At 69.3% G+C, this 25,293-nt stretch carries 24 protein-coding genes; 11 read left to right on the forward strand and 13 right to left on the reverse strand.

The genetic code is table 11. The features are described 5' to 3' along the window. Window positions 1-61: 61 nt before the first annotated feature. The 3 genes from SM754_RS09845 to SM754_RS09855 all read right to left on the reverse strand — a co-directional run bounded on the left by SM754_RS09845 (window position 62) and on the right by SM754_RS09855 (window position 5,252). The gene (locus tag SM754_RS09845) at window positions 62-2,854 is read right to left on the reverse strand and encodes a lamin tail domain-containing protein (RefSeq protein WP_323676053.1); all 2,793 of its coding nucleotides are present in this window, start codon (window positions 2,852-2,854) and stop codon (window positions 62-64) included. Between the two features lie 213 nt (window positions 2,855-3,067). Further along, the gene (locus tag SM754_RS09850) at window positions 3,068-3,835 is read right to left on the reverse strand and encodes a rhodanese-like domain-containing protein (RefSeq protein WP_323676054.1); all 768 of its coding nucleotides are present in this window, start codon (window positions 3,833-3,835) and stop codon (window positions 3,068-3,070) included. Between the two features lie 190 nt (window positions 3,836-4,025). After that, window positions 4,026-5,252: an alpha-hydroxy-acid oxidizing protein gene (locus SM754_RS09855; protein WP_323676055.1), complete on the reverse strand. Its 1,227-nt coding sequence runs from the start codon at window positions 5,250-5,252 to the stop codon at window positions 4,026-4,028. 132 nt (window positions 5,253-5,384) lie between these two features. On the opposite strand from SM754_RS09855, the gene SM754_RS09860 reads away from it, so the two are divergent. Beyond that, window positions 5,385-5,669, forward strand: coding sequence for a hypothetical protein (locus SM754_RS09860; protein ID WP_323676056.1), 285 nt, complete (start codon window positions 5,385-5,387; stop codon window positions 5,667-5,669). A gap of 174 nt (window positions 5,670-5,843) precedes the next feature. On the opposite strand, the gene SM754_RS09865 is transcribed toward SM754_RS09860, so the two are convergent. From SM754_RS09865 to SM754_RS09880, 4 genes are read right to left on the reverse strand one after another with little or no spacing between them, the layout of a single operon-like run. Continuing rightward, on the reverse strand, window positions 5,844-6,536 hold the full coding sequence (locus SM754_RS09865) for a DUF7546 family protein (RefSeq protein ID WP_323676057.1): 693 nt from the start codon (window positions 6,534-6,536) through the stop codon (window positions 5,844-5,846). Beyond that, window positions 6,533-9,079, reverse strand: a complete 2,547-nt coding sequence (locus SM754_RS09870; RefSeq protein WP_323676058.1) for a heavy metal translocating P-type ATPase — start codon at window positions 9,077-9,079, stop codon at window positions 6,533-6,535. The genes SM754_RS09865 and SM754_RS09870 overlap by 4 nt, the downstream gene beginning before the upstream one ends. Further along, window positions 9,076-9,816, reverse strand: coding sequence for a sulfite exporter TauE/SafE family protein (locus tag SM754_RS09875; RefSeq protein ID WP_323676059.1), 741 nt, complete (start codon window positions 9,814-9,816; stop codon window positions 9,076-9,078). Before SM754_RS09875 ends, SM754_RS09870 begins: the two co-directional genes overlap by 4 nt. 6 nt (window positions 9,817-9,822) lie before the next feature. Next, entirely contained in the window at window positions 9,823-10,008 is a 186-nt protein-coding gene (locus tag SM754_RS09880; RefSeq protein WP_323676060.1) for a hypothetical protein, read from the reverse strand. A 143-nt stretch (window positions 10,009-10,151) separates the two neighbouring features. On the opposite strand from SM754_RS09880, the gene SM754_RS09885 reads away from it, so the two are divergent. From SM754_RS09885 to SM754_RS09900, 4 genes are read left to right on the forward strand one after another with little or no spacing between them, the layout of a single operon-like run. Continuing rightward, window positions 10,152-10,307, forward strand: a complete 156-nt coding sequence (locus SM754_RS09885) for a cytochrome oxidase (RefSeq protein ID WP_323676061.1) — start codon at window positions 10,152-10,154, stop codon at window positions 10,305-10,307. Between the two features lie 7 nt (window positions 10,308-10,314). Continuing rightward, a complete protein-coding gene (locus SM754_RS09890; protein WP_323676062.1) occupies window positions 10,315-10,917 on the forward strand; it encodes a cytochrome c oxidase subunit II in 603 nt (200 codons plus the stop codon). Then, the gene (locus tag SM754_RS09895; protein WP_323676063.1) at window positions 10,914-12,644 is read left to right on the forward strand and encodes a b(o/a)3-type cytochrome-c oxidase subunit 1; all 1,731 of its coding nucleotides are present in this window, start codon (window positions 10,914-10,916) and stop codon (window positions 12,642-12,644) included. Before SM754_RS09890 ends, SM754_RS09895 begins: the two co-directional genes overlap by 4 nt. Then, window positions 12,641-13,204 (forward strand): hypothetical protein, encoded by a 564-nt coding sequence (locus SM754_RS09900; protein ID WP_323676064.1) that lies wholly within the window; start codon window positions 12,641-12,643, stop codon window positions 13,202-13,204. The genes SM754_RS09895 and SM754_RS09900 overlap by 4 nt, the downstream gene beginning before the upstream one ends. 51 nt (window positions 13,205-13,255) lie before the next feature. Here the strand turns inward: SM754_RS09900 and SM754_RS09905 are convergent, their stop codons facing one another. Then, window positions 13,256-14,005 (reverse strand): FAD-dependent oxidoreductase, encoded by a 750-nt coding sequence (locus tag SM754_RS09905; protein ID WP_323676065.1) that lies wholly within the window; start codon window positions 14,003-14,005, stop codon window positions 13,256-13,258. Between the two features lie 3 nt (window positions 14,006-14,008). Further along, window positions 14,009-15,199 carry an ABC transporter substrate-binding protein gene (locus SM754_RS09910; RefSeq protein WP_323676066.1) on the reverse strand — a complete coding sequence of 397 codons (1,191 nt, stop codon included), beginning with the start codon at window positions 15,197-15,199 and terminating at the stop codon, window positions 14,009-14,011. A gap of 204 nt (window positions 15,200-15,403) precedes the next feature. Here SM754_RS09910 and SM754_RS09915 point away from each other — a divergent pair, with 204 nt between their 5' ends. The 4 genes from SM754_RS09915 to SM754_RS09930 all read left to right on the forward strand — a co-directional run bounded on the left by SM754_RS09915 (window position 15,404) and on the right by SM754_RS09930 (window position 20,284). Further along, window positions 15,404-16,414: a BtrH N-terminal domain-containing protein gene (locus SM754_RS09915; protein WP_323676067.1), complete on the forward strand. Its 1,011-nt coding sequence runs from the start codon at window positions 15,404-15,406 to the stop codon at window positions 16,412-16,414. Between the two features lie 159 nt (window positions 16,415-16,573). Next, window positions 16,574-16,828, forward strand: coding sequence for a hypothetical protein (locus SM754_RS09920; protein ID WP_323676068.1), 255 nt, complete (start codon window positions 16,574-16,576; stop codon window positions 16,826-16,828). 134 nt (window positions 16,829-16,962) lie between these two features. Then, entirely contained in the window at window positions 16,963-18,345 is a 1,383-nt protein-coding gene (locus tag SM754_RS09925; RefSeq protein WP_323676069.1) for a hypothetical protein, read from the forward strand. Between the two features lie 115 nt (window positions 18,346-18,460). Then, on the forward strand, window positions 18,461-20,284 hold the full coding sequence (locus SM754_RS09930) for a helicase HerA domain-containing protein (RefSeq protein ID WP_323676070.1): 1,824 nt from the start codon (window positions 18,461-18,463) through the stop codon (window positions 20,282-20,284). Window positions 20,285-20,320: 36 nt separating this feature from the next. Here the strand turns inward: SM754_RS09930 and sugE are convergent, their stop codons facing one another. Next, a complete protein-coding gene (sugE, locus tag SM754_RS09935) occupies window positions 20,321-20,644 on the reverse strand; it encodes a quaternary ammonium compound efflux SMR transporter SugE (protein WP_323676071.1) in 324 nt (107 codons plus the stop codon). An 85-nt stretch (window positions 20,645-20,729) separates the two neighbouring features. Beyond that, a complete protein-coding gene (locus tag SM754_RS09940) occupies window positions 20,730-21,692 on the reverse strand; it encodes a lamin tail domain-containing protein (protein ID WP_323676072.1) in 963 nt (320 codons plus the stop codon). A 372-nt stretch (window positions 21,693-22,064) separates the two neighbouring features. On the opposite strand from SM754_RS09940, the gene SM754_RS09945 reads away from it, so the two are divergent. After that, entirely contained in the window at window positions 22,065-22,229 is a 165-nt protein-coding gene (locus SM754_RS09945; RefSeq protein ID WP_323676073.1) for a DUF8014 family protein, read from the forward strand. 81 nt (window positions 22,230-22,310) lie between these two features. Here SM754_RS09945 and SM754_RS09950 read toward each other — a convergent pair whose 3' ends face one another. Beyond that, complete coding sequence (locus SM754_RS09950; RefSeq protein WP_323676074.1) at window positions 22,311-23,048, reverse strand: GNAT family N-acetyltransferase; 738 nt, start codon at window positions 23,046-23,048, stop codon at window positions 22,311-22,313. 273 nt (window positions 23,049-23,321) lie between these two features. On the opposite strand from SM754_RS09950, the gene SM754_RS09955 reads away from it, so the two are divergent. Beyond that, on the forward strand, window positions 23,322-24,527 hold the full coding sequence (locus SM754_RS09955) for an inorganic phosphate transporter (RefSeq protein ID WP_323676075.1): 1,206 nt from the start codon (window positions 23,322-23,324) through the stop codon (window positions 24,525-24,527). Window positions 24,528-24,536: 9 nt separating this feature from the next. On the opposite strand, the gene SM754_RS09960 is transcribed toward SM754_RS09955, so the two are convergent. Next, complete coding sequence (locus tag SM754_RS09960) at window positions 24,537-25,226, reverse strand: YqjF family protein (protein ID WP_323676076.1); 690 nt, start codon at window positions 25,224-25,226, stop codon at window positions 24,537-24,539. Window positions 25,227-25,293: the final 67 nt, after the last annotated feature.

Consider the following 25,293-nt stretch of genomic DNA (forward strand, 5'->3'; position numbering starts at 1 on the left):
GATGATGCGGGCCCCCGACGTACCGCGACGCCTGGTCGACGAACGGCGCCGGCGCCGCGGGTCAGTACGAGTACGTGTCGACGGTGTTCCCGGCGTCGTCGGTCAGGGTGGCGGTGTCGCCCGAGTTGTTCCAGACCGGGGAGGAGTACCCCCAGTAGAGGTCCGTGCTCGTGTCGGTTCCCTTCCCGGTGTGGACCTTGACCTGTGCGCCGGCGTCGAGCGTAAACCCGCTCGGGAACTGGTAGGTGTAGCCGGCCGCGTCCGAGAGCGTCCAGCCGCTCGCGTCGACTGCGCTGTCGCGGCCGTTCTCGACGACGACGTACTCGTCGTTCAGCGTCGCACCGTCCTCGCTGACGTTCGCGATGGTCATCCCGCTCGGGGACGTCCCGCCGTCGTCGCTCCCGGTGTCGTCGAACCCGTCGCCGTCGTACGTCACCGAGAGGACGGTCGACCCGGCGTCGTCGACGAGCGTCACCGTGTCGCCGGTGTTGTTCCAGACGCCGCCGCTCTCGCCCCAGTAGAGGTCCGTGCTCGTGTCGGTGCCGCTCCCCGTGTGGAGCGTGACCCGCGCACCGGCGTCGAGCGAGAACTCAGTGAAGGTGTACGCGTTCCCGGCGGCGTCGCTCACCTCGTAGTTCGTCAGGTCGACCGCGGCGTCACCGACGTTCTCGAACACGACGTACTCGTCGTTGAGGTTCTCGCTCTCCGTGCCCGCGGCGTCGGCGTGCACTTGCACGAGGTCGACGTCGCCCGTGCCAGTGCTCCCGCCGCTCGTCTCCAGCGCGGAGAACAGCGGGAACGAGGTGTCGAACCGCGTCGTCGTCGGGATGGTCGCGTCCGCGTTGACGTTGTTCGTCCCGTCCTCGACCCGGTCGTCGCTCAGCCGGAGGTCGCTGCCGAGCGCGCTCGCGACGTCGTGGAGGTTCGAGCGCGCGGTCGCGGTCGCCTCGCTCCCGCCGAGGAGGACGACGGCACCACCGTCGGCCGCGAACGACGAGAGCGCGTCCAGCTCGCTCGACGTGAACGACTGCGGCGGCGCGCTCACGACGACCGCCTTCGCGTCCGCGAGGTTCGCGCTCGTGACGTCGTTGACCTGGTCGTAGTCCGTGTCGACGCCCTCGAGGAACCGCTGGAAGTACGCGGTCTCCTCCGCGCCGAGCGCGTAGCTCGCGGAGAACTGACCGTGCCCGCCGTCGACGAGGACCTTCCCCGACGCGGACCCGAGGTAGTTCGCGAGGTTCGCGGTGAACACGAAGTTCTCGTACGTGCTCGTGTCGACCGCGAAGTCCTCCGCCTGCTCGTAGGACTCGTCGATCAGCGGCGCGCCGACGAGCGCGACGTTGTTCGGCTCGTCGAGGCCCGCGAGCGGGACGTCGCCGTAGGAGACCGACGGACTCCCGGTCTGGGTCGCGTCGCTCTCCGCGAGCACGGGGACGCGACTCGCGTCGATGGCGCCGCTGGTCGTGCGGACGCTCGCCGCCGTCGGGAAGAACAGGTCGTCGGCGTCCCGGTTCCGGATGGGCGCGGAGGCGTTCGGATCGCTCGCCCCCCAGACGTTCACGCCGTCGGCCCGGGCCTGCGATTCGGCGCTCAGGAACGTGTCGTGCTTGCTGAACGACGACGAGTACACGCGAGCGTACCCGTTCTGGACCGTCCGGAGGTTGTAGAACTCGCTCCGGGTACCGTCACCCGTGCCGTCGTAGTAGATGTACGCGAGCAACCGGTCGAACTGGTCGAAGATGCCGGGTTCGGCGTCGTCGAACGCTATCTCGACGGTCTCCCCGGAGAGTTCGCCCGTCGCCCAGTCCGTCGCGTTCTGCCCCCAGTCCGCGAGGTACGTGAGCGACTCCAGTCCCTCCCACTCCTGGGTGCGCTCGTACTGCTGGTACTGCTCCTTCTCGGGCGTGTCCATCCCGAGGATGCGGATGTTCTCGCGGCGCCCGCTGTCGAACTCGACGTCGACCGTGTCGCCGTCCGTGACGTCCTTCACGTCGACGACGTGGTTCGCGTTCGGGTCGATCTCCATCCCGGTGCGGTCCGCGAAGAAGTCGAACGTCGCGTCGAACCGCGTCGTCCGCACGCGGTAGGACGTCCCGTTCGTGTTCGACTCGGTGTCGAGCACCTGGTCGTCGTTGAACCGGAACGCGAGGTCGAGGCCGTTCGCGAGGTCGTTCAGGTTCGCCGTCTCGTCGTAGTTCGAGTAGTCCGCGACGTCGTGGACGAAGACGACACCGCCGTTGTCCACGAAGTCCTTGAGCGCGGCCTGCTCGCTCGCGGTGAACGCCGCGGCCGGACTCGTGAGCCAGACCGCGTCCGCGGTCGAGAGGTCCGAGGAGAGCGTGGCGGTGGCCGAGACCGCGTAGCTCTCCTGGGTCTCGGCGTAGCTCGCCATGTTCGAGAAGTCCGTGAGCGTGCTGAACTGGTCGTGGCCCTCGTCGTAGAGGACGGTTCCGGTCCCGCCGAGGTACGCGTCCCAGACGTTCAGGAGGAACTCCTCGTTCCCGCTCTCGAAGTTCGCGTCGTCGGCGACGAGTTCCGCGCCGAAGCCGACGACGGCGCCGCCGCCGGAGCGTTCGTCGACGGCGACGAGCGGGATGTCGGCCGACCCGTAGTCGACAGCGTCGCCGTTGGAGTCGTCGTCGACGTTGAACGCCGACGTCTCCGCTTTCACGGCGATACGTGAGTCGTCCGTGAGGCGGCCGCGGTTCGCGTCGAGGAGGCTCGCCGAGGAGTCGAACTCCAGGAAGTCGACGGTGCCCGACGCGGCGCGTGCCCGCTGCCCGCCGAGTGCCCCTGTCAGCCCGAGTGTGGTTGCAGTGCCCGATAGCGACGCCAGGAAGGTACGTCGTCGCATACCATCACGCCAGACGTCACGGGTTAAAATCTTTGGTAATTACCTCTGGTAGTGCTATGTAGTCAGGGTTCGGTTCCCGACAGAATCGGGAAAAACAAACTCGGGGTGCCGCGGTGTCTTGCGGGATTCGCTGGCGAGGAGCGGGGAGCGAGGTACGAGAGGCAGGGAGGAGGTACGAGGTACGAGTGGCGGGGAGCGAGTGGCGAGGGACGCTCAGTCGCCGCGGACGACGCCCGACGTCAGCTCGCGGACCGACCCCGTGGTCGACCACGCGGGCGTGTCGACGCGGAGTCGCGTGTCCGGCGTGACGTCGACGAACTTGCAGTGGAGCGCGAACGACCCGTCGTCGGCGACGTTCGTCGATTCGAGCTGGTCGGACTCGACGGGCGACACCCACGCGTTCCCGCCGGCGTGCTTCGCGTGGACCGCGCCACGGACGACGAACTCGCTGATGCCACCGCCCTGTCCGGTGACGGGGTACCCGCGGTCGGTCCACTCGAAGAACCCCTCGTCGATGACGTAGACGTTCTCGAACCCGGCGTTGATGAGCTGGCTCGCACGGACCGAGGAGAGGTGATGCGGGCACCCGCAGTAACAGACGATGCGGTCCCCCTTCCCCCACTGCTTCGTCGGGTCGTCGCCGTCCCGGAAGCGCTCGGCGGCGGAGCTGAACACCGCGCCCTCGATGTGACTGTTCTCGTACTGGTCGGGGCCGCGCGCGTCGGCGAACCGAGCGCGCTTGTACGCCCACCACACGTGCGCGTCGTCCACGGGGAGGAGCGGGACGTCGACGCCACCTTCGGTGACGGTCGCGAGGTCGCTGGTGTCTACCTCGCGGTCCTCGGGTTTGGACTCGACCTCGTCGGGGTAGCCGTCGGTCTCCGCCGTCAGCGCGTCGTCTCCACCCGTCAGCGAGCCGAGGCAGCCGGCGAGGCCGGCGAGCGACCCTGCCGCCGCCGTTGCGAACGTCCGTCGCTTCATAACTTCGCCTAGGCACTGCCGTGAAAAGAGGGTTCTGGTCCGAGGACCGAACGGTTCGAGCGACGGTCCGCCGCGAACGCCCTCGTCCGACGCCGGGCGCCGACGTCGTCCCAGCTCCGGGAACCACGACGACCCACCCCACCGCGTCCGGAGTTCTCGCGCCCCGTTGCTGGCGGGCCGATGCTCGGATTCAGTCGGTGGGAGCGAGCGCGGCGTCGTCGACGTCCCGGACCGCGTCGTAGCCGGTGAGCGCGAGCGAGAGGTCGAGGTCCGCGCGGACGTTCGAGACGACGGCGCGGACGCCGTCTTCGCCGTCGAGCGCGAGGCCGTAGCAGTACGGTCGGCCGAGGAGGACGGCGTCGGCGCCGAGCGCGAGCGCGACGAGGACGTCCGCCCCGCGGCGGACGCCGGAGTCGAACAGCACCGCCGCGTCCGCGTCCTCGTCGCGGACGGCGTCCGCGACCGCGGGCAGTCGGTCGAGCGCTGCGACCGCGCGGTCGACCTGCCGGCCGCCGTGGTTCGAGACGACGACGCCGGCGGCGCCCGCGGCGACGCATCGCCTGGCGTCCCCGGGGTGGAGGACGCCCTTGCAGACGACCGGGAGGTCGGTGCGGTCGAACAGCCAGTCGAGGTCGGCGAACGAGAGCGTCGGGTCGGCGAAGACGTCGACGAACTCGCGGGCGGCCTCGCGCACGTTCTCCTCGGGGGGCGCGTCGAGCCGGTCGCGGAACGCCGGGTCGCTCGTGTAGTTCGCGATACCCTTCCCGTCGAGGAACGGGAGGTAGCCGCCCTGGAGGTCGCGTTCGCGCCAGCCGAGGTGCGGCGTGTCGAGCGTCAGGCAGATGGCGTCGTAGCCGGCGTCCTCGGCGCGGTCGACGAGCGACGCCGTGACGTCGCGGTCCGTCGACCAGTAGAGCTGGAACCAGTTCGGCGCGCCGTCGTCGTCCGCCGCGTCGAGTTCGGCCGCGACGTCCTCCAGCGGGTAGCTCGACTGCGTCGAGGTGACGTAGGGGACGTCCTCGGCGGCGGCGGCGCGAGCGCTCGCGAGGTCGCCGTCGTCGCACATTACGCCCTGGACCCCGATTGGTGCGAGCGCGAACGGCACCGGCCACGTGTCGTCGAGGACGTCCACGCGGAGGTCGCGCTCGCTCGTGTCCCGGAGGACGCGCGGGACGAGCCGGTGGTCGTCGAACGCGTCGCGGTTCACGCGTTTCGTCGACTCGCCGCCCGCACCGCCCGCGACGTACGCGTACGCCTCCTCGCTCATCGCGTCCATCGCCTCGGCCTTCAGGTCCTCGTACGCGACCGGGACCGACGGCGTCTCGCCGGTCAGCATCCCGGTCGTGAACACCTCCGTCTGCCGGTGGCGACCGTACGGCGTGGACGCCCGGAAGTCGTCGCTCTCGTCGTCGCTCATGCCTCGCCACTCGACCCCGAGCGTGTTGGGTGTTGGCATGCCGGCAGCGCGCCAGCTGTCGTTTTCATCGCGTAGGAATGACCGCCCGGTCGTTTATATACCGACGGCGTAGGTGGGAGTAGGTGAAACAGGATGTACCAGGACTCTGCCTCCGGAACTCGGACGCCCCAGACCCAGCAGTCGCAGTCGACCGAACGCGAAGAGAGCCCGCTCCCTGACGTGCCCTTCATGGGGATCGCCGCGTTCCTCGGGTTCCTGGTGCTCGTCCTCATTGCCGCAGCCGCGTACAGCCTCTCGTCGACCCTCGACGGGTTCGCGGTCGACCCGCAGCTCTGGGCGCCCGCTGTCTTCATGCTCCTGGTCGCCGGGCTGTTCTGGGCGATCGACCGCTTCCAGCCCCGCTCGCACACCCGCTGACGGTCCCACACCGAACGTCGCGGAACGAACCGACATCCTCCAGCAACTTTCTACCCGACCGAGCGCCGGCAGTCCCGCTCGCGCCGAGTTCTCACGCGATGGCGACTGGCGAGAGCGCGACGCCGAACGCGGTGACGAAGCAGTTCCGTCAGTCGACGATGGCGAATGCCGCGGTCAGTCGATGGTGGCGAGTGCGGTGACTGCGACGAGGTAGACGGCGGTGGCGGCGTCGTAGGCGACGGTCGCGAGGCCGCCCGCGCCGCCGCTCGCGCCGGCGACGGCGACGGTCGCGCCGGTCCCGCCGGCGAGCGCGAGGAGGCCGGATACCCCTGCCGCGACGCAGCCGACGCACGTGACGGGGCCGAGGACGGCGGCGGCGAGGCCGCGGGTCGCACGCGTCAGCGAGACGTAGGTGAGGTACGCGAGGACGACGTATCCGACGAGGACGAACGGGACGACGCTCCCGCCGACCGGCCCGACCATGAACGTCACGATGGGCGCCCAGCCGGGGAGCCCGTCGGTGAAGACGGACAGCGAGTACATCCACTCGGGCATCACGTAGACGCTCCCGGTGAACCAGAGGAGGACGCCGAGGTACGCGGTCGCCACGGTGCCTGCGAGGGCGCGGCGGCGCGCGCTTCCGACCGCTCGCGGGGCACGGGAGACGGCGGCGGCGCCGACGACGACCCAGACGACGGGGTAGAACGCGTACCGTGGTCTCGTGAGGCTGACGTCCGCGAGGACGGCGTACGCCGTGACGCCGAGGAGGAGGACGACGGCGAGCGCGAGCCACGGCGTGGACGCGGCGAGCGCGTCCGCGCCGCGGTCGATAGCCCGGTCGATGCGGTCCGCGGACTCCTCGGTCATGCCGCGCCCACCTCCGCAGGGTCGGCCGTCGCCGCGTCCGAATCGGGCGCGTCCGCAGGGGCGTCGGCGGCGTCGTCGAGCCCCCAGTCGCGGCGCGTGTTCGCGACGACGAGGAGGCTGCTCGCGGTCATCGCGACCGCGGCGATCAGTGGGTTCAGGAGCCCGGCGATGGCGACGGGGATGGCGACCGCGTTGTACCCGAACGCCCACGCGAGGTTCCCGCGGACGCGGCCGTGAGCGGTCGTGGCGAGGTCGAACACGGTCCCGACCGAGTCCAGGTCGTCGTCGACGACCACGGCGTCCGCGGCGTCGGCCGCGAGCGCGGTCCCGGACCCCATCGCGACCCCGACGTCGGCGGTGGCGAGCGCGCCCGCGTCGTTCGACCCGTCGCCGACCATCGCCACCGCGGCGTCGGTCGCGAGCGTCCGGACGATCTCGGTCTTCGACTCGGGGCGGACGTCCGCGTACACCTCGCTGACGGCGTCGTGGCGCTCGAACCGGGAGGCCGCGGCGCGGTCGTCGCCGGTGAGGACGACGACGTCGCGGCCGTCCGCGGAGAGCCGCTCGCAGGCGCGCTCCCAGCCGGGACGCGGGTCGTCGTGGACGACGACGACGCCGCGGACCGCCTCGTCGCGAGCGACGAACACGGGGAGGGCGCCGTCGTCGCGGGCGGTCGCGGCCGCGTCACGCAGCGCGGACGGGACGGCGACGTCGTGCTCGGCGAGCAGTTCGCGGTTTCCGACGAGCACGCGCTCCCCGTCGACGCGACCGGTCACGCCACGGCCCGGACGGCGGTCGATGCCGGACGCCGAGGGGACTGCCCCCACCTCGCTGGTGCTCCCCGCCCGGTCGACGATAGCTTCGGCTACGGGGTGGTCGGCGTACGTCTCCAGCGCCGCGGCCGACGCGAGCACGCCCGCGTCGGTCGCGTCCTCGCCCGCGACGACGCGGTCGACGGTCATCTCGCCGGTCGTGAGCGTCCCGGTCTTGTCGAAGACGACGGTATCGACCTCGGGTGCGCGCTCGAAGACGCTCGCGTCCCGGACGACGACGCCGCGGTCGAGGCCGCGCGAGACCGCGCTCGCGACCGCGAGCGGCGTCGCGAGCCCGAGCGCGCACGGACACGAGACGACGAGGACCGCCAGCCCCGTGAGGAGCGCGTTCGCGACGTCGCCGGTGGCGACGAGCCAGTACGCGGTCGCGAGCACGGCGGCGGTGACGACCAGCGGCACGAACACCGCCGCGAGCTTGTCAGCGAGCCGCTGCGCGCCGGAGCGCGACGCGGCGAGGTTCCACGTCGTCTCGACGAGCCGGTCGAGCGTGCTCGCGGTGTCCGGGTCCGGTTCGACGACGACGCCGCCGTCGACGACCGTCGACCCGCCGACGACGCGGTCGCCCGGCGACTTCGCGACCGGGTTGGACTCGCCCGTGAGCAGGGACTCGTCGACCGCCGCCTCGCCCTCGACGACCGTGCCGTCCAGGGGAACGCGGTCGCTCTGGCCGACGACGACCGCGTCCTCGCCCGTCACGGCGTCCACGGGCACCGTCTCGGTCGACCCGTCGTCGGCGCGGACGGTCGCCTCGGTGACGCGTTCCTCGGCGAGTTCGCCGACGCGGTCGGCGGCCCGGTCCGTCGCCCGACGTTCGAGGTACGTCCCGATGGAGACGACGAGCACGATGGCGACCGTGACGTCGAAGTACACCTCGGTGCGGCCGACGAGGAGCGCCGCCGTCGAGTACACGTACGCGTTCACGGCGGCGAGACTCACGAGGAGGTCCATGTTCGGTTTCCCCGCGGCGAGACTGACGTACGCACCGCGGAGGATGGGGTAGCCGGTGTACGCGAGGACGATGGTCGCCATCACCCAGACGTTCGCGAGCAGGTACGCGCCCGCGGACCCGGAGACGTCGAGGAAGGAGACGTCCCACCCGAGGTAGTCGGGGTAGAGGAAGAGCACGTACCAGAGCATCGTCATCATCCCGAAGAACCCGCCGACGATGAGGCGGCCGCTCGAGCGCTCGCCGTCCTCGGCGTCGTCCATCGACCGGGCGCGATACCCGTACCCGGTGAGGCGGTCGGGGAGCGCGTCCGCCGCGAGCGCGCCGGAGTCGTACGCGACGCGGACGAGCCGCGACCCGTAGGACGCGTCGGCCGCGGCGACCCCGGGTTCGCGCTCGGCGACGCCCTCGACGAACGTCTCGCACGTCGTGCAGTGCATGCCGTCGACGCGCAGGTACGCCTCCGCGTCCGCATCACCCTCCTCCACCGCGTCCGCCGTTCCGGTCGCGTCGCCGTCGGCACTCCCGGGCGGTCCGAGCGCGCTCGCGACGTCCCCGGAGTCGACGGGACCGTCGACGTCCACGTCACCGACCGTCTCGTGCACCTGCTTGCAGCCCGCACAGCAGTACGTCCCGTCCGAGCCGGAGACCGGCGGGTCGGGAACGTCGAGCCCGCAGAGCGTGCACGCGTTCGCGTCCGCCGCCCCACGACCAGCCGCGGCGTCCTCGACAGCGTCGCGTCCGCTCGGCGTCGTCTCGCTCACGGCATCACCCACGGATGCAGCGGATGCATCGGGACGTCCACCCCGAGCGCCGCCAGCCCGGAGAGCAGCGGCATCGCCCCGAGCGCGACCATGAGGACGCCCAGGACCCGATGCAGGCGCTGACGACGGGTCGCACCGATGGAGCCGAGCGCCGCTCCGTACGCGAACACGAGCGGGAACGTCCCGAGGCCGAGCGCGGCGAGCGCCAGCCCCCCGCGCGTCGGCGACCCCGTCGCGAACGCGTACGCGAACGCCGGATACAATATCGGGCACGGGAGCGCGGCGTGAGCCGCCCCCAAGACCGCTACCTTCGGCCCCCGCACCCACTCGTCGAGACGCTCCGCGCTCGCACCGACGATCCGCTGGAAGATGCCCGTGGACGGCACGTGCCCGCGGACCTGCCGGCCGAGCACGTACCACGCGCCGACGCCGACGACGGCGACGCCCGCGAGCACACCGACGACGCCCCGAGCCGCCTCCCCGACGACCGCGACGCCACCCGCGACCACGAACCCACCGAGGAGTCCGAGAGCCGCGCCGACGACGGCGTACGCCACCGTCCGCCCCGCGTTGAACAGGAACTGCTGGCGGACCGCGAACCACGACACGTCCTCGCTGTCGCCGACGCGGTCAGCGTACAGCGTCACGACCGGCCCGCACATCCCGAGGCAGTGCACGCTCCCCAGGACGCCGAACGCGAAGAACCCGACGAGCTCCAGCGACGGCAACGACGCCATCACCGCTCAGTGATTCGCCGCGCGCGAATCCGGTTCACCGCCGTCGAAGAGGTACCAGAAGAACACGCCGATGACGGCCACGCACGCGAACGTTCCGAGAGCGAGCCACTCCCCGGTGATGAGGTAGGCCGCCGCCGGAACCGCGGCCACCAGCGCGATCAGCGTCGCCATGTACCCAGGCCGAATGTCCATACGGAACCTACCTATCGGAAGTACCAAAAACCCAACCCGGTTCCCAGAGCGTGAGAACCCAGGAATAACGTTATATTGTACGGGTCAAACAATCGTCTCGTAATGGCGCATGCGCATCTGATTTACGCGGAGGTGGGAGATAGATGAGTGCGGAGACAGCCGGCGAGGACGACGCCGAGCACTTCGATCCCGTCGGGACCGTGACCCTCATCGCGATCTACATGACCATCGTCGTCCTGATGTGGATCTTCACGTACTTCATCGAGTTCCTCGGTCGCGGACTGACGATCGTGGGGTGACAGAGACGTGCACATTCACCGCTTCGAGAAGGTCTGGCTCGCGCTCGCGCTCGTGTTCATCCTCGGGCTCATCTCCAGTATCGTGTACGGGGCCGTCGGCCCGGGCATCGAGATGATCGACGCGGAAGGCGGGACGGTCGACCCGCAGAACCTCGACGACACGGCGTTCGCCGACCCCGGCGTGGAGAAGGTCGGCGAGGACGAGTACGAGGTGCACGTCGTCGCCAAGCAGTTCTCGTTCGACCCGGGGTCGCCAGCGAACGGCGTCATCCGCGTTCCAGCGAACTCGAACGTGACGTTCTACGTGACGAGTAAGGACGTCGTCCACGGGTTCGAGGTCGTCGGCACGAACCTGAACACGATGGCGATACCCGGTCAGGTGAGCAAGATGACGGTCCAGTTCGGCGACGCGTCGACGTACGGCATCGTCTGCAACGAGTACTGTGGTGCCGCGCACCACGCGATGGAGGGCCGCATCGTCGTCGTCCCCGAATCCGAGTACGGGGGTCCCGGTGAGACGAACGCGAGCAGCGGGAACCAGACCACGACGAACGCGTCCGCGCTCGCAGCCCCGAGTCCCTCGAACGCGCTCGTGGAGGTGGCGGCATGAGTACCGAACGGATCGAAGGGGAACTCGGCGCGTTCCGCGACGAGTACCCCGACGCCGCGAACGTCGTCCGGAAGCTGTTCGCGGTGTCGTTCGCCGCCCTCGGCGTCGGCGGCCTGTTCGGCCTCATCCAGGCGCTCCACCGGACCGGCGTATTCCGGTTCATCCGCTCGCAGGACTACTACACGGTCCTGACCGGGCACGGCGTCCTGCTCGCGCTCGTGTTCACCATATTCTTCCTCTGCGGTATCTTCACGTGGTCCATCGTCGACAGCCTCGAACGGCCACTGGAGAGCGTGACGTTCACGAAGACGTGGGTCGCTATCATGAGCATCGGATCGACGATGGCTGGCGTCGCCATCCTCGCCGGGTTCGTCGGCGAGATCCCGTTCCAGGCCGACGTCCTGTTCACGTTCTACCCGCCGCTCGAAGCGCACCCGATATTCTACATCGGGCTGGCCCTGTTCATCATCGGAACGTGGATGGCGGGCATCGACTGGTTCCGGACGTACTGGAACTGGCGGAGCGAGAACCCCGGCGAGTCGCCGCCACTCCGGACGTTCATGGTCCTCATGACGATGCTGATGTGGTACCTGTCGACGCTCGGCGTCGCCGTCGAGGTCGTCTTCTTCCTCATCCCGTGGAGCCTCGGTCTCATCCAGACCGTCGACCCGCTCCTGATGCGGACGCTGTTCTGGTACTTCGGACACCCGGTGGTGTACTTCTGGCTGATGCCGGCGTACCTCATCTGGTACACCATCCTCCCGAAGCTCGCGGGCGGCCGGCTGTTCAGTGACCCGCTCGCACGCATCGTGTTCGTGCTCTTCCTCGTGCTCTCGACGCCCGTCGGGTTCCACCACCAGTATATGGACCCCGGAATCCCGGAGGGATTCAAGTTCCTCGCGATGTCGAACACGATGTTCCTGCTGCTGCCGAGTCTGCTGACCGCGTTCACGGTCGTCGCGAGCGTCGAGTACGGCGCGCGGAAGAACGGCGGCAAGGGCTACCTGTCGTGGCTCCGTGACCTCCCGTGGGGCGAGCCCGCGTTCGCCGCGTGCATGCTCGCCGGCCTGATGTTCGCCGCCGGCGGGTTCAGCGGGATGGTGAACGCCGGCATGAACGTGAACTACCTCATCCACAACACGCTCTGGGTGCCGGGGCACTTCCACCTGACCGTCGGCACCGCGGTCGCGCTCACGTTCATGGGCGTCACGTACTGGCTGTGGCCCCAGCTCACGGGGAAGCGCCTCCAGCATCGGACGCTCGCGACCATCCAACCGTACCTGTGGTTCGTCGGGATGACGCTCATGTCGAACGCGATGCACCGCGGCGGCCTCGCGGGCATCCCGCGTCGCACCGCGGAACCGCAGTACCAGAACTTCGAGTTCGAGGCGCTGTTCGGGACCATCGGCGAGATCCGCTGGCAGATCGCGCTCGGCGGCGTCCTGCTGACGACGTCGCTCGCGATGTTCCTGATAGTCGTCGTCGGCACGTGGCTCGTCGACCGGAGCCCGATCGCGGTCGACGGCGACCTCCCGCCCGCGCTCTCCGGGCCTGACGAGGCGCCGCGTGCCATCAACAACCTCCGGATGTGGCTCGTCATCGCGGTCGTCCTCGTCGCGCTCGCGTACGGGCCGCCGCTGTACACGATGATACAGGACGGCCTGTTCTATCCGGGACAGCCGCCGCAGCCGACCGCGCTCGAACCGCTCTGGGAGGTGCTGCCGTGAGCGAGGACGCGCCCGAGCGGTCGACCGACGACACCGGCTCCGAGTCACGAGACCCCTGGACCGACGGCGGGCAGCCCGTCCAGGCGGGGCAGATGACGGGGAGTCGCCGGAAGTACCTGAAGTACCTGATAGCGCTCGCGGTCGGGATACCGGTCGCGCTCGAAGCCGGGACGTTCCTCGGGCTGCTGCAGGGGCAGGTCGGTGAGGAGCGAGGGCTCTCGGTCGGCGATGACCTGCTCGCGGAGACGAGTCGGCCGGAGACCGTGAACGCGCTCGCGGTCACGGGCGGGACGTTCGAGCTGTCGGTGAGCGTCGAGAACACCGGTGACGTGCCGTACGGCGTCTCAATCTCCGAGGTCAAGCTCTCGGACGGCGAGACGCTCGCCGGTGACGCGTCCGTCGGCCCCATCGCAGCGGGCGAATCGGCGACGCTCGCCGGCGAGTGGGCGCTCCCCTCGGGCGTCAGTCCGACCGCGCTCGTCGTCACCGCCCGCGAGTACGGCGGCGAGACCTCCGAGGTCGTCGCGGCGAGCACCGTCTCCCTCGCGCTCGAGGGCTGACGGACCGCCCGCGTTCGGTTCCGCTGAAGGCGAAGCGTCGGGCTCCCGTCGCTACTCCTCCAGGCTCGGGTGCGTGACCTGGTCGTCAGGGTGCGGTCCCGAGAAGCGTTCGCGCATCACGTCGAGCGACCGCTCCTCGCGGTCCGCGCGTTCGCGCTCGCCGATCTCCTCGCAGCCCGGCGGGAGGTCGCGACCGCGGCCGGTGAAGTACCCCTCTGGCGCGACCCAGTCGTGGTAGAACGGACGGTCGTCGTCCTCGAGTATCGTCACGCCGACCTCGGCGCCGTGGCCGGCACAGACGACGGCCTGGTGTGGTTTCTCCGCGAGACGCCCGGCGGCGTAGAGTCCGTCGACGCCCGTGCGACCGCGTTCGTCGACGTCGACGAACGCCTTCCCGCGGTCGATGATACCGACGCCGTCGACGCCGTCGAGGTACCCGATCTCGTTCTTCGTCGCCGCGACCACGTACGCGGACCGATAGCGCTCGTCCTCGCCGGGCTCGCCGCCGTCGGTCTCGACCGCGAACCCGTCCTCGGTCGCCTCGACGCGCTCGACCCTCGCAGTCACCCGCTCGGCGCCAGCCTCGTCCGCCTGCTCGGCGAACAGGTCGAGCAACTGGCGGGCGTTCACGCCCGCCGGGAACCCGGGGAAGTTCTCCAGGTGCGCGTTCCGCCGGAGGATGGACTCGCCCGCGTCCACGACGAGCGTGTCCAGCCCGTGTCGCGCGGTGAACGTCGCCGCCGAGAGCCCGGCGACGCCACCGCCGACGACGACCACGTCCTTCGAGACGGTGGTCGCCATGACTCAGTTCGCCCCCGTGACGATGTCGGCGACGCGCTCGCGGTCGAACAGCTCGCCCGAGTAGACGTCGGGGAAGTACAGCTTCGCGTACCGCTCGGTCAGGAAGAGGTGGTGGAGGGGGCCGGAGTAGATGGGGCCGCCGCGGAACACCGTCTCGTTCTGGACCGCCGTCAGCGCCGAGGCCGTCTCGTGGTCCTGCATGAACGAGAGCACGGTGTCGACGAACTCCTCGCGGCTCTTGCCCTCGTGACCGCGGACGAGGATGGAGTCGGGGTCGACCTCGAGCATCGTCTCGTAGTCGATCTGACCGCGGTCGGTCGTGGACAGTCCCTCGATGCCGGAGCCGGCGAGCGCGTCCGTGAGCCCGAGGTCGTGGAAGTGCTTCTTGTTCGTCCCCTGGTCGCTGACGCGGTAGGGATAGAACGCCTCCGGCTCGTCGCTCCCTGCGAACGTCAGCAGGGCGTTCGGTCGGTCGTCCGCGCCGGGGAGCTTCGCCTGGAGGTCCGCGACGAACTCGTCGTGGAGCGACTTGAGCTGCCGGAACTTCTCCTCCTCCTGATGGACCTGCGCGACCTTCTCGAACGCGCCGTAGAGGTCGTAGTACCGGTAGTCGTGCCAGCCGTCGGTCCGCCGGAAGACCGTGTTCCCGACGAACGGCGCGACCTCGTCGGTGAGTTCCTCGACGTCGCCTTCCCCCAGGCCGAAGAAGCTGTTGTTGACGAGCCACTGCGGGTCGATGAGGTGGACGTCGGCGTCGAGCTCGTAGAATATCTCCTTGTCGATGCCGCTGTCGCCGTTGAGCTTCGTGATCGAGTCCATGTCGACGCCGACGCCGTCGAGTTCCTCGTAGTGGCTCGTGTGGAAGCGCGACGGGAGCCCCATCGAGAGGATGGAGTCGGACTTCCCGAGCGCGACGGCCATGTCGCCGTAGTCCGGGAAGTAGTGCGTGACGCGCTCGGGCGGCCGGTCGAACTCGACGGCGCCCGCGGGCGCCATCTCGACCGTGTACGACTCGGTGGCAGTCGTCGTCGATCCGTCGCCGGCGGCGGTCGTCTCGGTGGGTGCGGTCCCGGTCGTGTCAGTGTCGGACTGGGTCGTGCACCCGGCGAGCAGTCCACCGAGCGTGGCGATGCTGCCGTACTTCACGATGTCTCTGCGTGTCGGCGTCGTCGTTCCGTCGCCGTCTGCGACCATATTTTTAGGCTGGCCTAACAATTGATAGGGCTTTCGAACCGTATCGACGGCCGCCCAGCCGCCGGCGGCGTCGCATCGGCACCGACGAGCCCCTGCCCGCCGAGCCGGCCATCGACGAATCCGCTGCACGCCGAGCCGACCATCGGCGGTCGGCACCGGTGTCGAACCGCTAGCGTGATGACCCCGGCGTGAGTGAGATTCGGTATGCTCGATGCGTTCTCGCACGCGAAGGGCGCGCACTGCGGGTCGACGTCGCTCCACGACGTCGCAACGTACGGCGCGTGGGACCTCCCGGAGCCCGTGTGCTTCGGTATCGGTGGCGGGCTGGGGTTCAGTTACTACGAGCGCGACCGGTCCCCGAGCCGGGAGTTCGTCGGTCGGACGCCGTGGCTCGAGTCCGCGTTCTTCGACCACCTCGGCGTGGACGTGGACGAGGGGCGGGGCGACGACGCCGAGACCGCGTTCGCGGACCTCAGAGCGTACGTCGACGGTGGGCGTCCCGTCGTCGCGTTCGTCGACATCTTCTATCTGCCGTACTTCGACTCGGACGTCCACTTCAGTCCGCACGTCGTCGTCGTCGTGGACGCGGACGAGGACGGGGTCGCCATCGCGGACAGCGAGTTCGCCGACCTCCAGCGCGTCTCGCGCGAGGACTTCGACGCGGCGTGGAGCAGCGACGTCGGGTTCTTCGGGCCGCTCGACCGACGGCGGATGGTCGCGCGCGGCGACCCGGATGCGACGAAGGCGGCGGCGACCCGCGCCGGCATCCGCGCGACCGCCGAGGGCCTGCTATCGCCGGGCGAGGCGTACGACGGCATCGCGGACGCGGGCGACGGCACGAACGGGCTCGACGGGATGCGCGCGATGGCGCGGGAACTCCCGGAATGGCCGGCGCTCGAGGACGCGTCGTGGTGTACGCGGTTCGCGTACCAGAACGTCGAGAAACGCGGGACGGGTGGGGCGGCGTTCCGCGGGCTGTTCCGGCCGTTCCTCGAGACCGCGAACGACGTCGTCGACGGCGTCGCGGACGCGGACGTCGAAGCGATACGCGGCATCGAGGACCGCTGGCACGCGTTCGGCGACGCCCTGAAACGCGCCGGGCTCGCGGACGACCCCGACGACACCCGGGCCGCGTACGAGGACGCGAGCGACGAGTTGCTCGCGGTCGCCGACGACGAGGAGGCGCTGTTCTCGGGATTGCTGGAGCGCGTGTAGGCCTCGACCGGGAGCGCCTCGATGTAACAGTAGAGCCAGCACGTGACTGCACAGCGCGACCGAACCCCGCCGAGAGGAGTTAATTTTATCTACACACATTACTGAATAGTGAGTTGTTATGTGTGTGATGCAGCAATCCCAGGCCGTCGGTGAGCGACCATGAAGTCGACGACCGTCACGGTCGAGAAGATGGACCTGCTCTTCCTCAAGTGGAACTCCCACATCAACGCGTCCGGGCTCTACCGCGAAGCGGTCCGCGACGTCATGGAGGAACACGACGTCACACCCCACGAACTCCGCGAGCTGGTCGAACGTGCCGAGGACGCCGGCTTGGACCTCGACGACATCGTCGAGGAGACCGACCGGTTCGACGACCTCGAACGTCTCGTCGAGCAATCCCAAGAGATAGCCTGATAAGTATCGGGGCGACCGCGGTCCGCGAGTTCCGCGCGTTCCGGAGTAAGCGCCGTCTACCGCTCGTTCGAGGCGTGGTGTGCGAACGGATAACAGCACCATTTATATACGTCGCGGAACTATCGGAGTTCAACATGAGGCGACGGCGTCTTCTGGGGGCGCTCTCCGCGAGCGTGGCCGCGACGAGCGGGTGCCTCAGCACCGTCGAGACGCCGTCGTTCCGGGGCGAGAACACCAGGCCGCCGCTCGCTCGCGAGGACTTCGTCACAGACGACGAGAACGCCCAACGCGATGCGGTCGTCCCGAACGTCTCGCTCCTCCCGGTTTCGACGGCCGCCGGCGGCCCGGACGACGAGGGCGCACGGGTCGCACCGACACCGGGAACCGAGTCGACCGAGCGAGCACCAGCGGCGACCACGACCGGGAGCGAGTCGACGGCGTCGACGACGACGGCCGAGGCGACCGTGACCGGTCCCGACCGCGACTTCGGGAAACAGGGCCTGTACGTGACCGACGACTTCTGGCGGCATCGGACGCACGTCCACCGGTACGCGCTCGAGGAGGTGACGACGACGGTGTTCCCCACGGAACCGTCGACGGACACGCCCGTGAAGGTCGTCGCCGCCGCCTCTGTGTACCCACGCGGTGGATTGGTGGACACTGCCGCGAGCGAATCGTTCCGCCCGGAGTCCTCGGCGCAGCAGGTGACGGTCCCGATGGATCTGTCGGCGGCGCCGGAGGGCGTCACCTTGCAGTACACCGTCGCGGTCGTCCCGGAGAGGGTGAATCCGACGGACATCGGTCGGGACGACCTGTTCGCGTTCATGGAGACGGACCCGTTCGTGGTGACCGACGGGCACGTCGAGCGGACGGAGCGTCACGAGCCGCTCGGAGCCGCTTCGGGAAGCGCGTTCGAGCGCGAACCGGTGGAGGGCGGCTACGTGCAGACGCTGCGTGGACGGACGAACGGTCGGTCGTGGGCGGTGAGTTACCTGGCGTTCGACAGCGCGTTCGCGGCGGCGTCACTCCGCTCTCGCGGGCGGGCTCGGGCGGAGTACGTCTCGTTCGAACTCCTCGAAGGCGCGGCGAACGAGATCGCGGCGTTCCTCTACGAGGCCGCGGAGAACAACGGCTTCACGAGGGAGTACGAGCGCATCCAGTTCGCGTTGAGTTTCGTGCAGCGGCTTCCGTACGTCGACGATTCGGTGTCGACGGGATACGACGACTACACGAAGTTCATCATGGAGACCCTGACGTCGCTCAAGGGCGACTGCGAGGACACGAGCATCCTCTTCGCGTCGATCATCGAGTCCGAGCCGTTCAACTACGACGCGGTCCTCCTGGAGCCGCCGGGCCACATGGCGGTCGGGCTGCTCATGCGGAAGGACTTCGACGGGTTCGCGTACATCTACGACGAGCGCAAGTACTACTACGCGGAGACGACGACGGAGGGCTGGGGTATCGGGCAGATCCCGGACCAGTACCGCGAGTCGAAGGCGAGCGTCTACGACGTCTGACGCGGTGGCGGCGCTCGACCGGACGGCATCCCCGGCGGGTTTCGTGTAGGGAAAGATACAACCTGTGGGGGTGTCTGTCTGCGGACGATGGAACCGGGTGCACGGGTGATGGTCGATGAGTGAGACGCGGACGATCCGAGTGGGTGAGACGGTCGACGGCGACGCCGTCGAACTACCGGTCGTGGAACTGTTGACCGGGCGCGGGTTCGTCACCGGGAAGTCCGGGAGCGGGAAGTCGAACACGGCGAGCGTCGTCTGCGAGGAACTCCTGGACGCAGGGTTCCCGATGCTCATCATCGACTGCGAGGGCGAGTACTACGGGCTGAAGGAGGAGTACGAGCTCCTGCACGTCGGCGCGGACGAGGAGTGCGACATCCAGGTGGCACCCGAGCACGCGGAGAAGGTCGCGGACATGGCGCTCAACGAGAACATCCCGGTCATCCTCGACGTCTCCGGGTACCTCGACGAGGACGTCTCGAACGAACTCATCCTGCAGACCGCGCGGCACCTGTTCGCGAAGGAGAAGAAGCTGAAGAAGCCGTTCCTGCTCGTCTGCGAGGAGGTCCACGAGTACATCCCGGAGGGCGGCGGGATGGACGAGACGGGGAAGATGCTCATCAAGATCGGGAAACGCGGCCGCAAGCACGGCCTGGGCATCGTCGGCATCAGTCAGCGGCCCGCGGACGTCAAGAAGGACTTCATCACGCAAGCGAACTGGCTCGTCTGGCATCGGCTCACGTGGGAGAACGACACGAACGTCGTCGGGCGCATCATCGGGTCGGAGTACGCCGACCGCGTGACGGACCTCGACGACGGGCAAGCGTTCATGCAGACCGATTGGGCGGAGGCGGACCTGCGGACGGTGCAGTTCCGCCGGAAGCGGACGTTCGACGCGGGCGCGACCCCCGGCCTGGACGACTTCGAGCGCCCGGAGCTGAAGTCGGTGAGCGACAACCTCGTCGGGGACCTCCAGTCGATCACGGAGGACAAGGAGGAGCACGAGAACCGCGTCGCGGAGCTGGAGGCGGAGATCGAGAAGAAGGAGAAACGCATCGAGACCCTGGAGGACGAACTGGCGGACGCGCGGGACGTCTCGCAGGCGGCGACCAAGATGGCGGACGCCATCGCGGGGAACACGGGCATCACGGCGCCGAGCGACGACGACCAGCAGACCCTTGACGAGCTCGAGGGCGAGAAGGCGGATCGCGAGAAGTCGAACGCGGAGATCGAGCACGAGCGCAACGAGTTCCGGAAGCGAGCGCGCGAGCTCGAGGAGCGCCTGGACGACCTGGCGACGGCGAAGGCGGACCTGGAGGACCGCGTGGAGGCCCTCGCCGCGGAGAAGCAACAGGTCGCGACGGAGCGCGACGAACTACGGGAGGAGCGCGACGAGCTGGCGACTCGCGTCGACGAACTGGAGGCGGAGGTCGAGTCGATGCGCGCGGAGCTCGGCGACGAGCGGCAGAAGACCGAGCAACTGGAGTCGGAGACGGACGAGGGCGAGGTCATCTCCGACCAGGCGGACCGCATCGCGTTCCTCGAGATGGCGTTGGAGCAACTGCAGCGCCGGCTGAGCGAGGACGACGGCGCCGGCGGCGACCTGGCGTCGGTGTCGACGATCGACCTCCTGCACGAGGCCCCCATCGAGGAGAAGGTCGAGGCCGCCATCCGCGAGTCGAACTGTCGTCGCGAGCACGCGTGGGACGTGCTCGCGGTGCTCGCGGACCGCGGCCCGATCCGGACGCGGGACGTCGAGCCGCTCGTGGAGGCGAGCGGTCATCGCATCTCCAGTGCCATCATCGAACTCCGGAAGATGAACGTCCTCGAACGCGACGAACAGGGCCGCCACGAAATCAACCGCCAGTACGTCGAGGGCATCCTGGAGACGAAGGCCGAACGCGAGGGGCTCGCGGCACTCAAGAACCGGTCGCGGCAGTAAGGGCAAAGGGCCCGTTCGCCGGGGGTGCTACGTGGTTCAGGCGCCGCCGCTGACGGTGTGGAGGCCGACGATGCCGCAGACGATGAGTGCGATGAAGCCGACGCGCGCGAGGGATGCGGGTTCGTCGAAGAGGACGACGCCGAGCGTGGCGGTGCCGACGGCGCCGATGCCGGTCCAGACGGCGTACGCGGTCCCGATTGGGAGGTCCTGTACTGCGCGAGCGAGGAGGACCATGCTCGCGAGGAGCGCGACCGCGGTCGCGAGCGTCGGCACGGGCTTCGTGAGGCCGTCGGAGTACTGGAGACCGATGGCCCATGCGATCTCGAACAGGCCGGCGACGACGAGGAGCGTCCAGGACACGGTCGTACGTTCGCGACCGCGGGCTTCAGTCCTGCGACGTCGCTGCGGCCGGGACTCGGCGCGGCGTCGCCCGTCGCGGTTCGAGTCAGTACTCGTACTCGACGGCGGTGGTCCCGTTCGTGGTCTCGACGTAGACGGCGTCGCCGTCGTTGTTCCATATCGGGCTGCTCGCGCCCCAGTACAGCGATCCCCCGGACGCGCTCCCGCTCCCGGTGAACAGCGTCAGTTGCTCGCCGGGACGGAGCGTGACGTCGGCCGGAATCGTGTACGCGTGGTTGGCGTCGTCGCGAATCGTGTACCCGGAGAGGTCGATGGTGTCGTCGCCGCGGTTCTCGAGGACGACGTACTCGTCGTTCAGGTTGTCGCCGTCGGGGCCGTCGGCGTCGGCGTGCACGGTCGCGACCGCGAGGCCGCTGTCGCCGACGGCACCGCCGTTGTCGCCACTGACTGCTCCCTCACCACCCGCGCCGTCGGTGTACGCCCAGAGGCCGGCGTCCTGTGACTGGGCGGTCGCCTCGAGGCTCGCGAATCGGTCGCGTTCCGCGAACTCGCTGTCGTACATGCGAGCGTACCCTTGCGTGAGGAGTTCGGCGTTGACATTCTCGCCGTCGACGTGGACGTACACGAGGAGGCGGCCGTACGAGCCCCTGCGGTCGGCTTCCGGGTCGGTCGCGATGCGGACCTCGGCGTCGGCGACGCGCTGACGCATCCACTCGCTGGCCTTGTGCCCCCAGTCCGTGAGCCACGCTTCGCCGTCGTCGGTCGAGGGGACGCCTTCGAACTCGTCGGGTGTCACTCCCGTGTGGACTTCGGGGGTGTCGACGCCGAGCAGGCGGACGTTCTCGACGCGTCCGTCCGGGAACTCGACCTTGAGGGTGTCGCCGTCCACGACCGCGACGACCTCGACCGTCCAGTCGGTGGCCGTCCCGACCCGGTCGCCGTTGCCGTCGTTCGCGCCCGGACCGCTCGCGTCGATGCCAGCGGAGAGACACCCACTGAGGGCGACGACGAGGACGAGGGCGATGACGGTGACGGACCGCTCTGTCATGCTCGTATCGTGGTCCCGTCGCGGGATGAGTGTACCGACGCGACCGTGCTGCGTCGAGTACGGCGGACGCGGTGGTGTGAGTGCGACGAGGTCGTCGGTCGACCCCGCGCTTTCGGTGGGTTTTCTGCGGACGTGACGGGGTGGTGGGGCGAGTGCTGGCACCGCCTCCTCCGTCTCTTTTCGTGCTCGTGGCGCCGTCGAACCGCGGACCGGTCGGTGTGGGTCGAGTGCGGGCGTGGAACGACGGACTCGGTGAGGGTCGAAACCGCACGGGCGTGCCCGTCGAGGGCGCGTGGTCTCGCGTGGAACTCCGGACAGGATGGGGTCGGTCGCGGGGAAGGTTCCTTGTCACTGCACGTCCTCGGTACGCCCGTGCCAACGTGTACCGAATCGGGCTGCGAGCGTGGTGCGGCGTTCGAACTCCACGTCCCGTGGGCCGAGAACCGCGTCGTCTGCGCCCCGCACGCTCGCGTCCTCGCCCGACGAGACGGCGTCGTCGCGGACGCCCTCCCCGACGCGAGCGACGAACTCCCCTGAGGCCGTCGTCGCGTCGACGAGGCAGTCGCTCGCCCGTTCGAAAGATTCGAGAGGTCGTGTGTCGCCGGCGCGTCGATGCCGTCAGACGAGGTACTTCGCCATCATGACCTCGTCCACGTACCTGTCCTCGATTTTGTAGTGGTCGTCGCGCACGGCTTCCGTCTCCCACCCCTGGCCTTCCAGGAACGTGATTGCGCCCTCGTTGGTCGCCGGAACGGAGTTGTAGAGGCGCTCGTAGCCCTCGCTGGCCGCCCACTCGACGCCGCGCTCCAGGAGGTGCGACCCGATGCCGTGCTCGCGGTACTCCTCGAGGACGCCGACGGTGAGCTCGGCGGTGTGACTGAGTTTCTCGACCTCGGGATGGTCGACGTGTACCCACCCGACGACCTCGCCGTCGACGCACGCGACGAAGAACAGGCGCGTCTCGAGTTCGTTGTGCCGGAGGAGTACGCCCTCTTCCTCGAGAATCTGTGCGACGGACTCCGCCTCCACGTAATCACCGCCCTCGACGGTCTGGCGCATCGCGCCGACGAGCCCCGTGAGGTCCTCCTCGCGCGCCTGCCGGATGGTGAACGCCACCTCGCCGCTCTCGTACTCCTCCTCGGCGCCGGATTCGAACGCGATGCGGAGGTGATCGCGGTCGGCCTCCTCGAGGACGCCGTTCCGCTTCAGGATGGCGACGTGGTGCCCGAACGCTCGTTCGTCCAGCCCGACCGACTTCCGGAGTTTCTCGTACCTGACGGTCCCGTGCGATTCGACGTAGTCGTAGATCGCTTCCCGGTCCGCGTGATCGAACTCGAGCTTGCCAGTCAGTTCCATGACCAGTGTTACCACGGGGCGTTACTTGACTGTTATCCCGTTCGCCGGACCGCGGGAATCGCCATCGAACCCAACCACGACGAGTACCGCTGGACCAACGCGCTCCGACCGACGCCCGGGACGGTCTGACAATCGGATCGGTCGCGGACCTCCAGCGGGAGTCCGGCAGCGGCTCGCGTCCGCCGAACGCACCTGCGGTAACTACTTGCCGGAGGCGGGCGAGGCGAAGACAATGCCCGTGGTTCCGCCGCGAACCGGCCTCCGGTGGTTCCGATGGTAGACGCCGTCTTCTGGGCGCTCGTCGCGCTCGCGACGGTCACGAGCCTCGTCACCGCGTGGGCGCTCGGCGCGAACTCGAACTCGCCACCGTTCGCGCCAGCGATTGGCGCTAACGCCATCTCCACGATGCGAGCGGCGTTCCTCATCGGCATCCTCGCCGCTCTCGGCGCGCTCACGCAGGGCGGCAGTATCTCCGAGACCGTCGGCGCCGGCCTCATAGACGGCGTCGCCATCACGAGCCTCGGCGCCACAGCCGGTCTCCTCACCGCGACCGGCTTCATGGCGTTCGGCATCTACACCGGCTATCCCGTCCCCGCGGCGTTCGCCACGACGGGCGCGATGGTTGGCGTCGGCCTCGGACTCGGCGGTGACCCCGCCATCTCGACGTACCAGCGTATCGCGACGTTCTGGGTGCTCGTGCCACCCGTCTCCGGCGGGCTCGCGTACCTCACCGCGACGCTCCTTCGACGCGACGACGTCCCCGACACCGTCGGCATCCCGGTCCTCGCCGCTCTCGTCGGCGGTATCGTCGCGAACGTCCGCCTGAGCGTCATCCCCGCACCCGGGGACGCGACCCAGGGGAGTCTCGCGGCGTACGGCGCGAGCTTCGTCGACAGTCCGACCATCGAAGGCGTCGACGTCCTCGTCGTCGTCCTCACGGTCGCGTTCGCCGCGGCGAGCTTCCAGTTCATCCGCCGACGCACGCAGGCGTCGGTCGACAAGGGCGTGAAGACGTTCCTCCTCGTGCTCGGGAGCATCGTCGCGTTCTCCAGCGGCGGCAGCCAGGTCGGGCTCGCGACCGGGCCGCTCGAGAACCTCTACAGCGCGGAGCTGGGGCTCCCCGGTATCGTCCTGCTCGCCATCGGCTCCGCGGGTATCCTCGGCGGCGCGTGGATGGGCGCCCCGCGGCTCCTCCAGGCCACGAGCCGCGAGTACGCCCAGCTCGGCATCCGGCGGTCCATCGCCGCGCTCGTCCCGGGATTCGTCATCGCGCAGGCGGCTATCGTCCTCGGTATCCCAATCTCGTTCAACAACATCATCATCAGCGGCGTCATCGGCGGCGGTCTCGCCGGCGGGACCGCCGGCGTCTCGCGCCGGAAGCTCCTCACGACCGTCGCGTTCTGGCTGCTCACGCTGTTCTCGTCGGTCGCGGTCGGCTTCGGCGTCTACACCGCGTTCGCCGCCGTCCTCGGCGGCTGATGACGTCCCTCAGCGGGGGACGAGCGCGCCGACCGTCATGTCGAGGCCGGGGCTGTGGTGGACGAGCGACGGGTCGGCGGTCGCGTCGACGCCAACGGGCGCGAGCAGCGAGCGCTCGGTCACGGTCGCGTCCGCGGACCGGACGCGCCACGGCGAGTGGCCGACGCTCCCGACGAGTTGCGTCCCGAGCGGTCCGGTCGCGACGTAGCGACTCCGGTCGACGAGGAACGACGAGAGCGTGTCCGGCGCCGTCCGGCCCGGGTCGCCGACCGGCTCGAACGTCACGGTCAGTCGTCCGCGCTCGCCGCCCCGTCGCCGAGCGACGACCTCCGTGCGGTCGCCGTCGCGCCGCCGGCGGACCGTCGCGCGACTGGCCGGCAGGCGGAACACGCGCCGTACCGCGTCCGCCGCGAGTCCGTCGGTCACGTCAAGCGAGAGGAAGCACACCGCTCGGTCGCCGCCGGGGGTATCCACGTACGTCCGGACGCTCACCGCCTCCAGTCCCTCCCGCACGGGGAGTTCGAACGCGTCGAGGCGGTCGATGGAGAGCGCGACCGCGGACACCCACGCCGTCCCGTCGAACGTGTCCGGGTCCGTCCACTCCGGGATCAGCGGTCGGACGGCGTCGGCCGGCACCGGCCAGTGCAGGAAGCACGCGTCGGAGAGCGACAGCGACAGCGGTCGTATCGCGTCAGTCATACTCACACGTGCGTCCTCGAACGGCTTGAGAACCCCGCCGGCGAACGCGGCCGGACGCCACGAGCAT

It is taken from the genome of Halorubellus amylolyticus, from assembly GCF_034808145.1.
In the GTDB taxonomy this organism is placed as follows: domain Archaea; phylum Halobacteriota; class Halobacteria; order Halobacteriales; family Natrialbaceae; genus Halorubellus.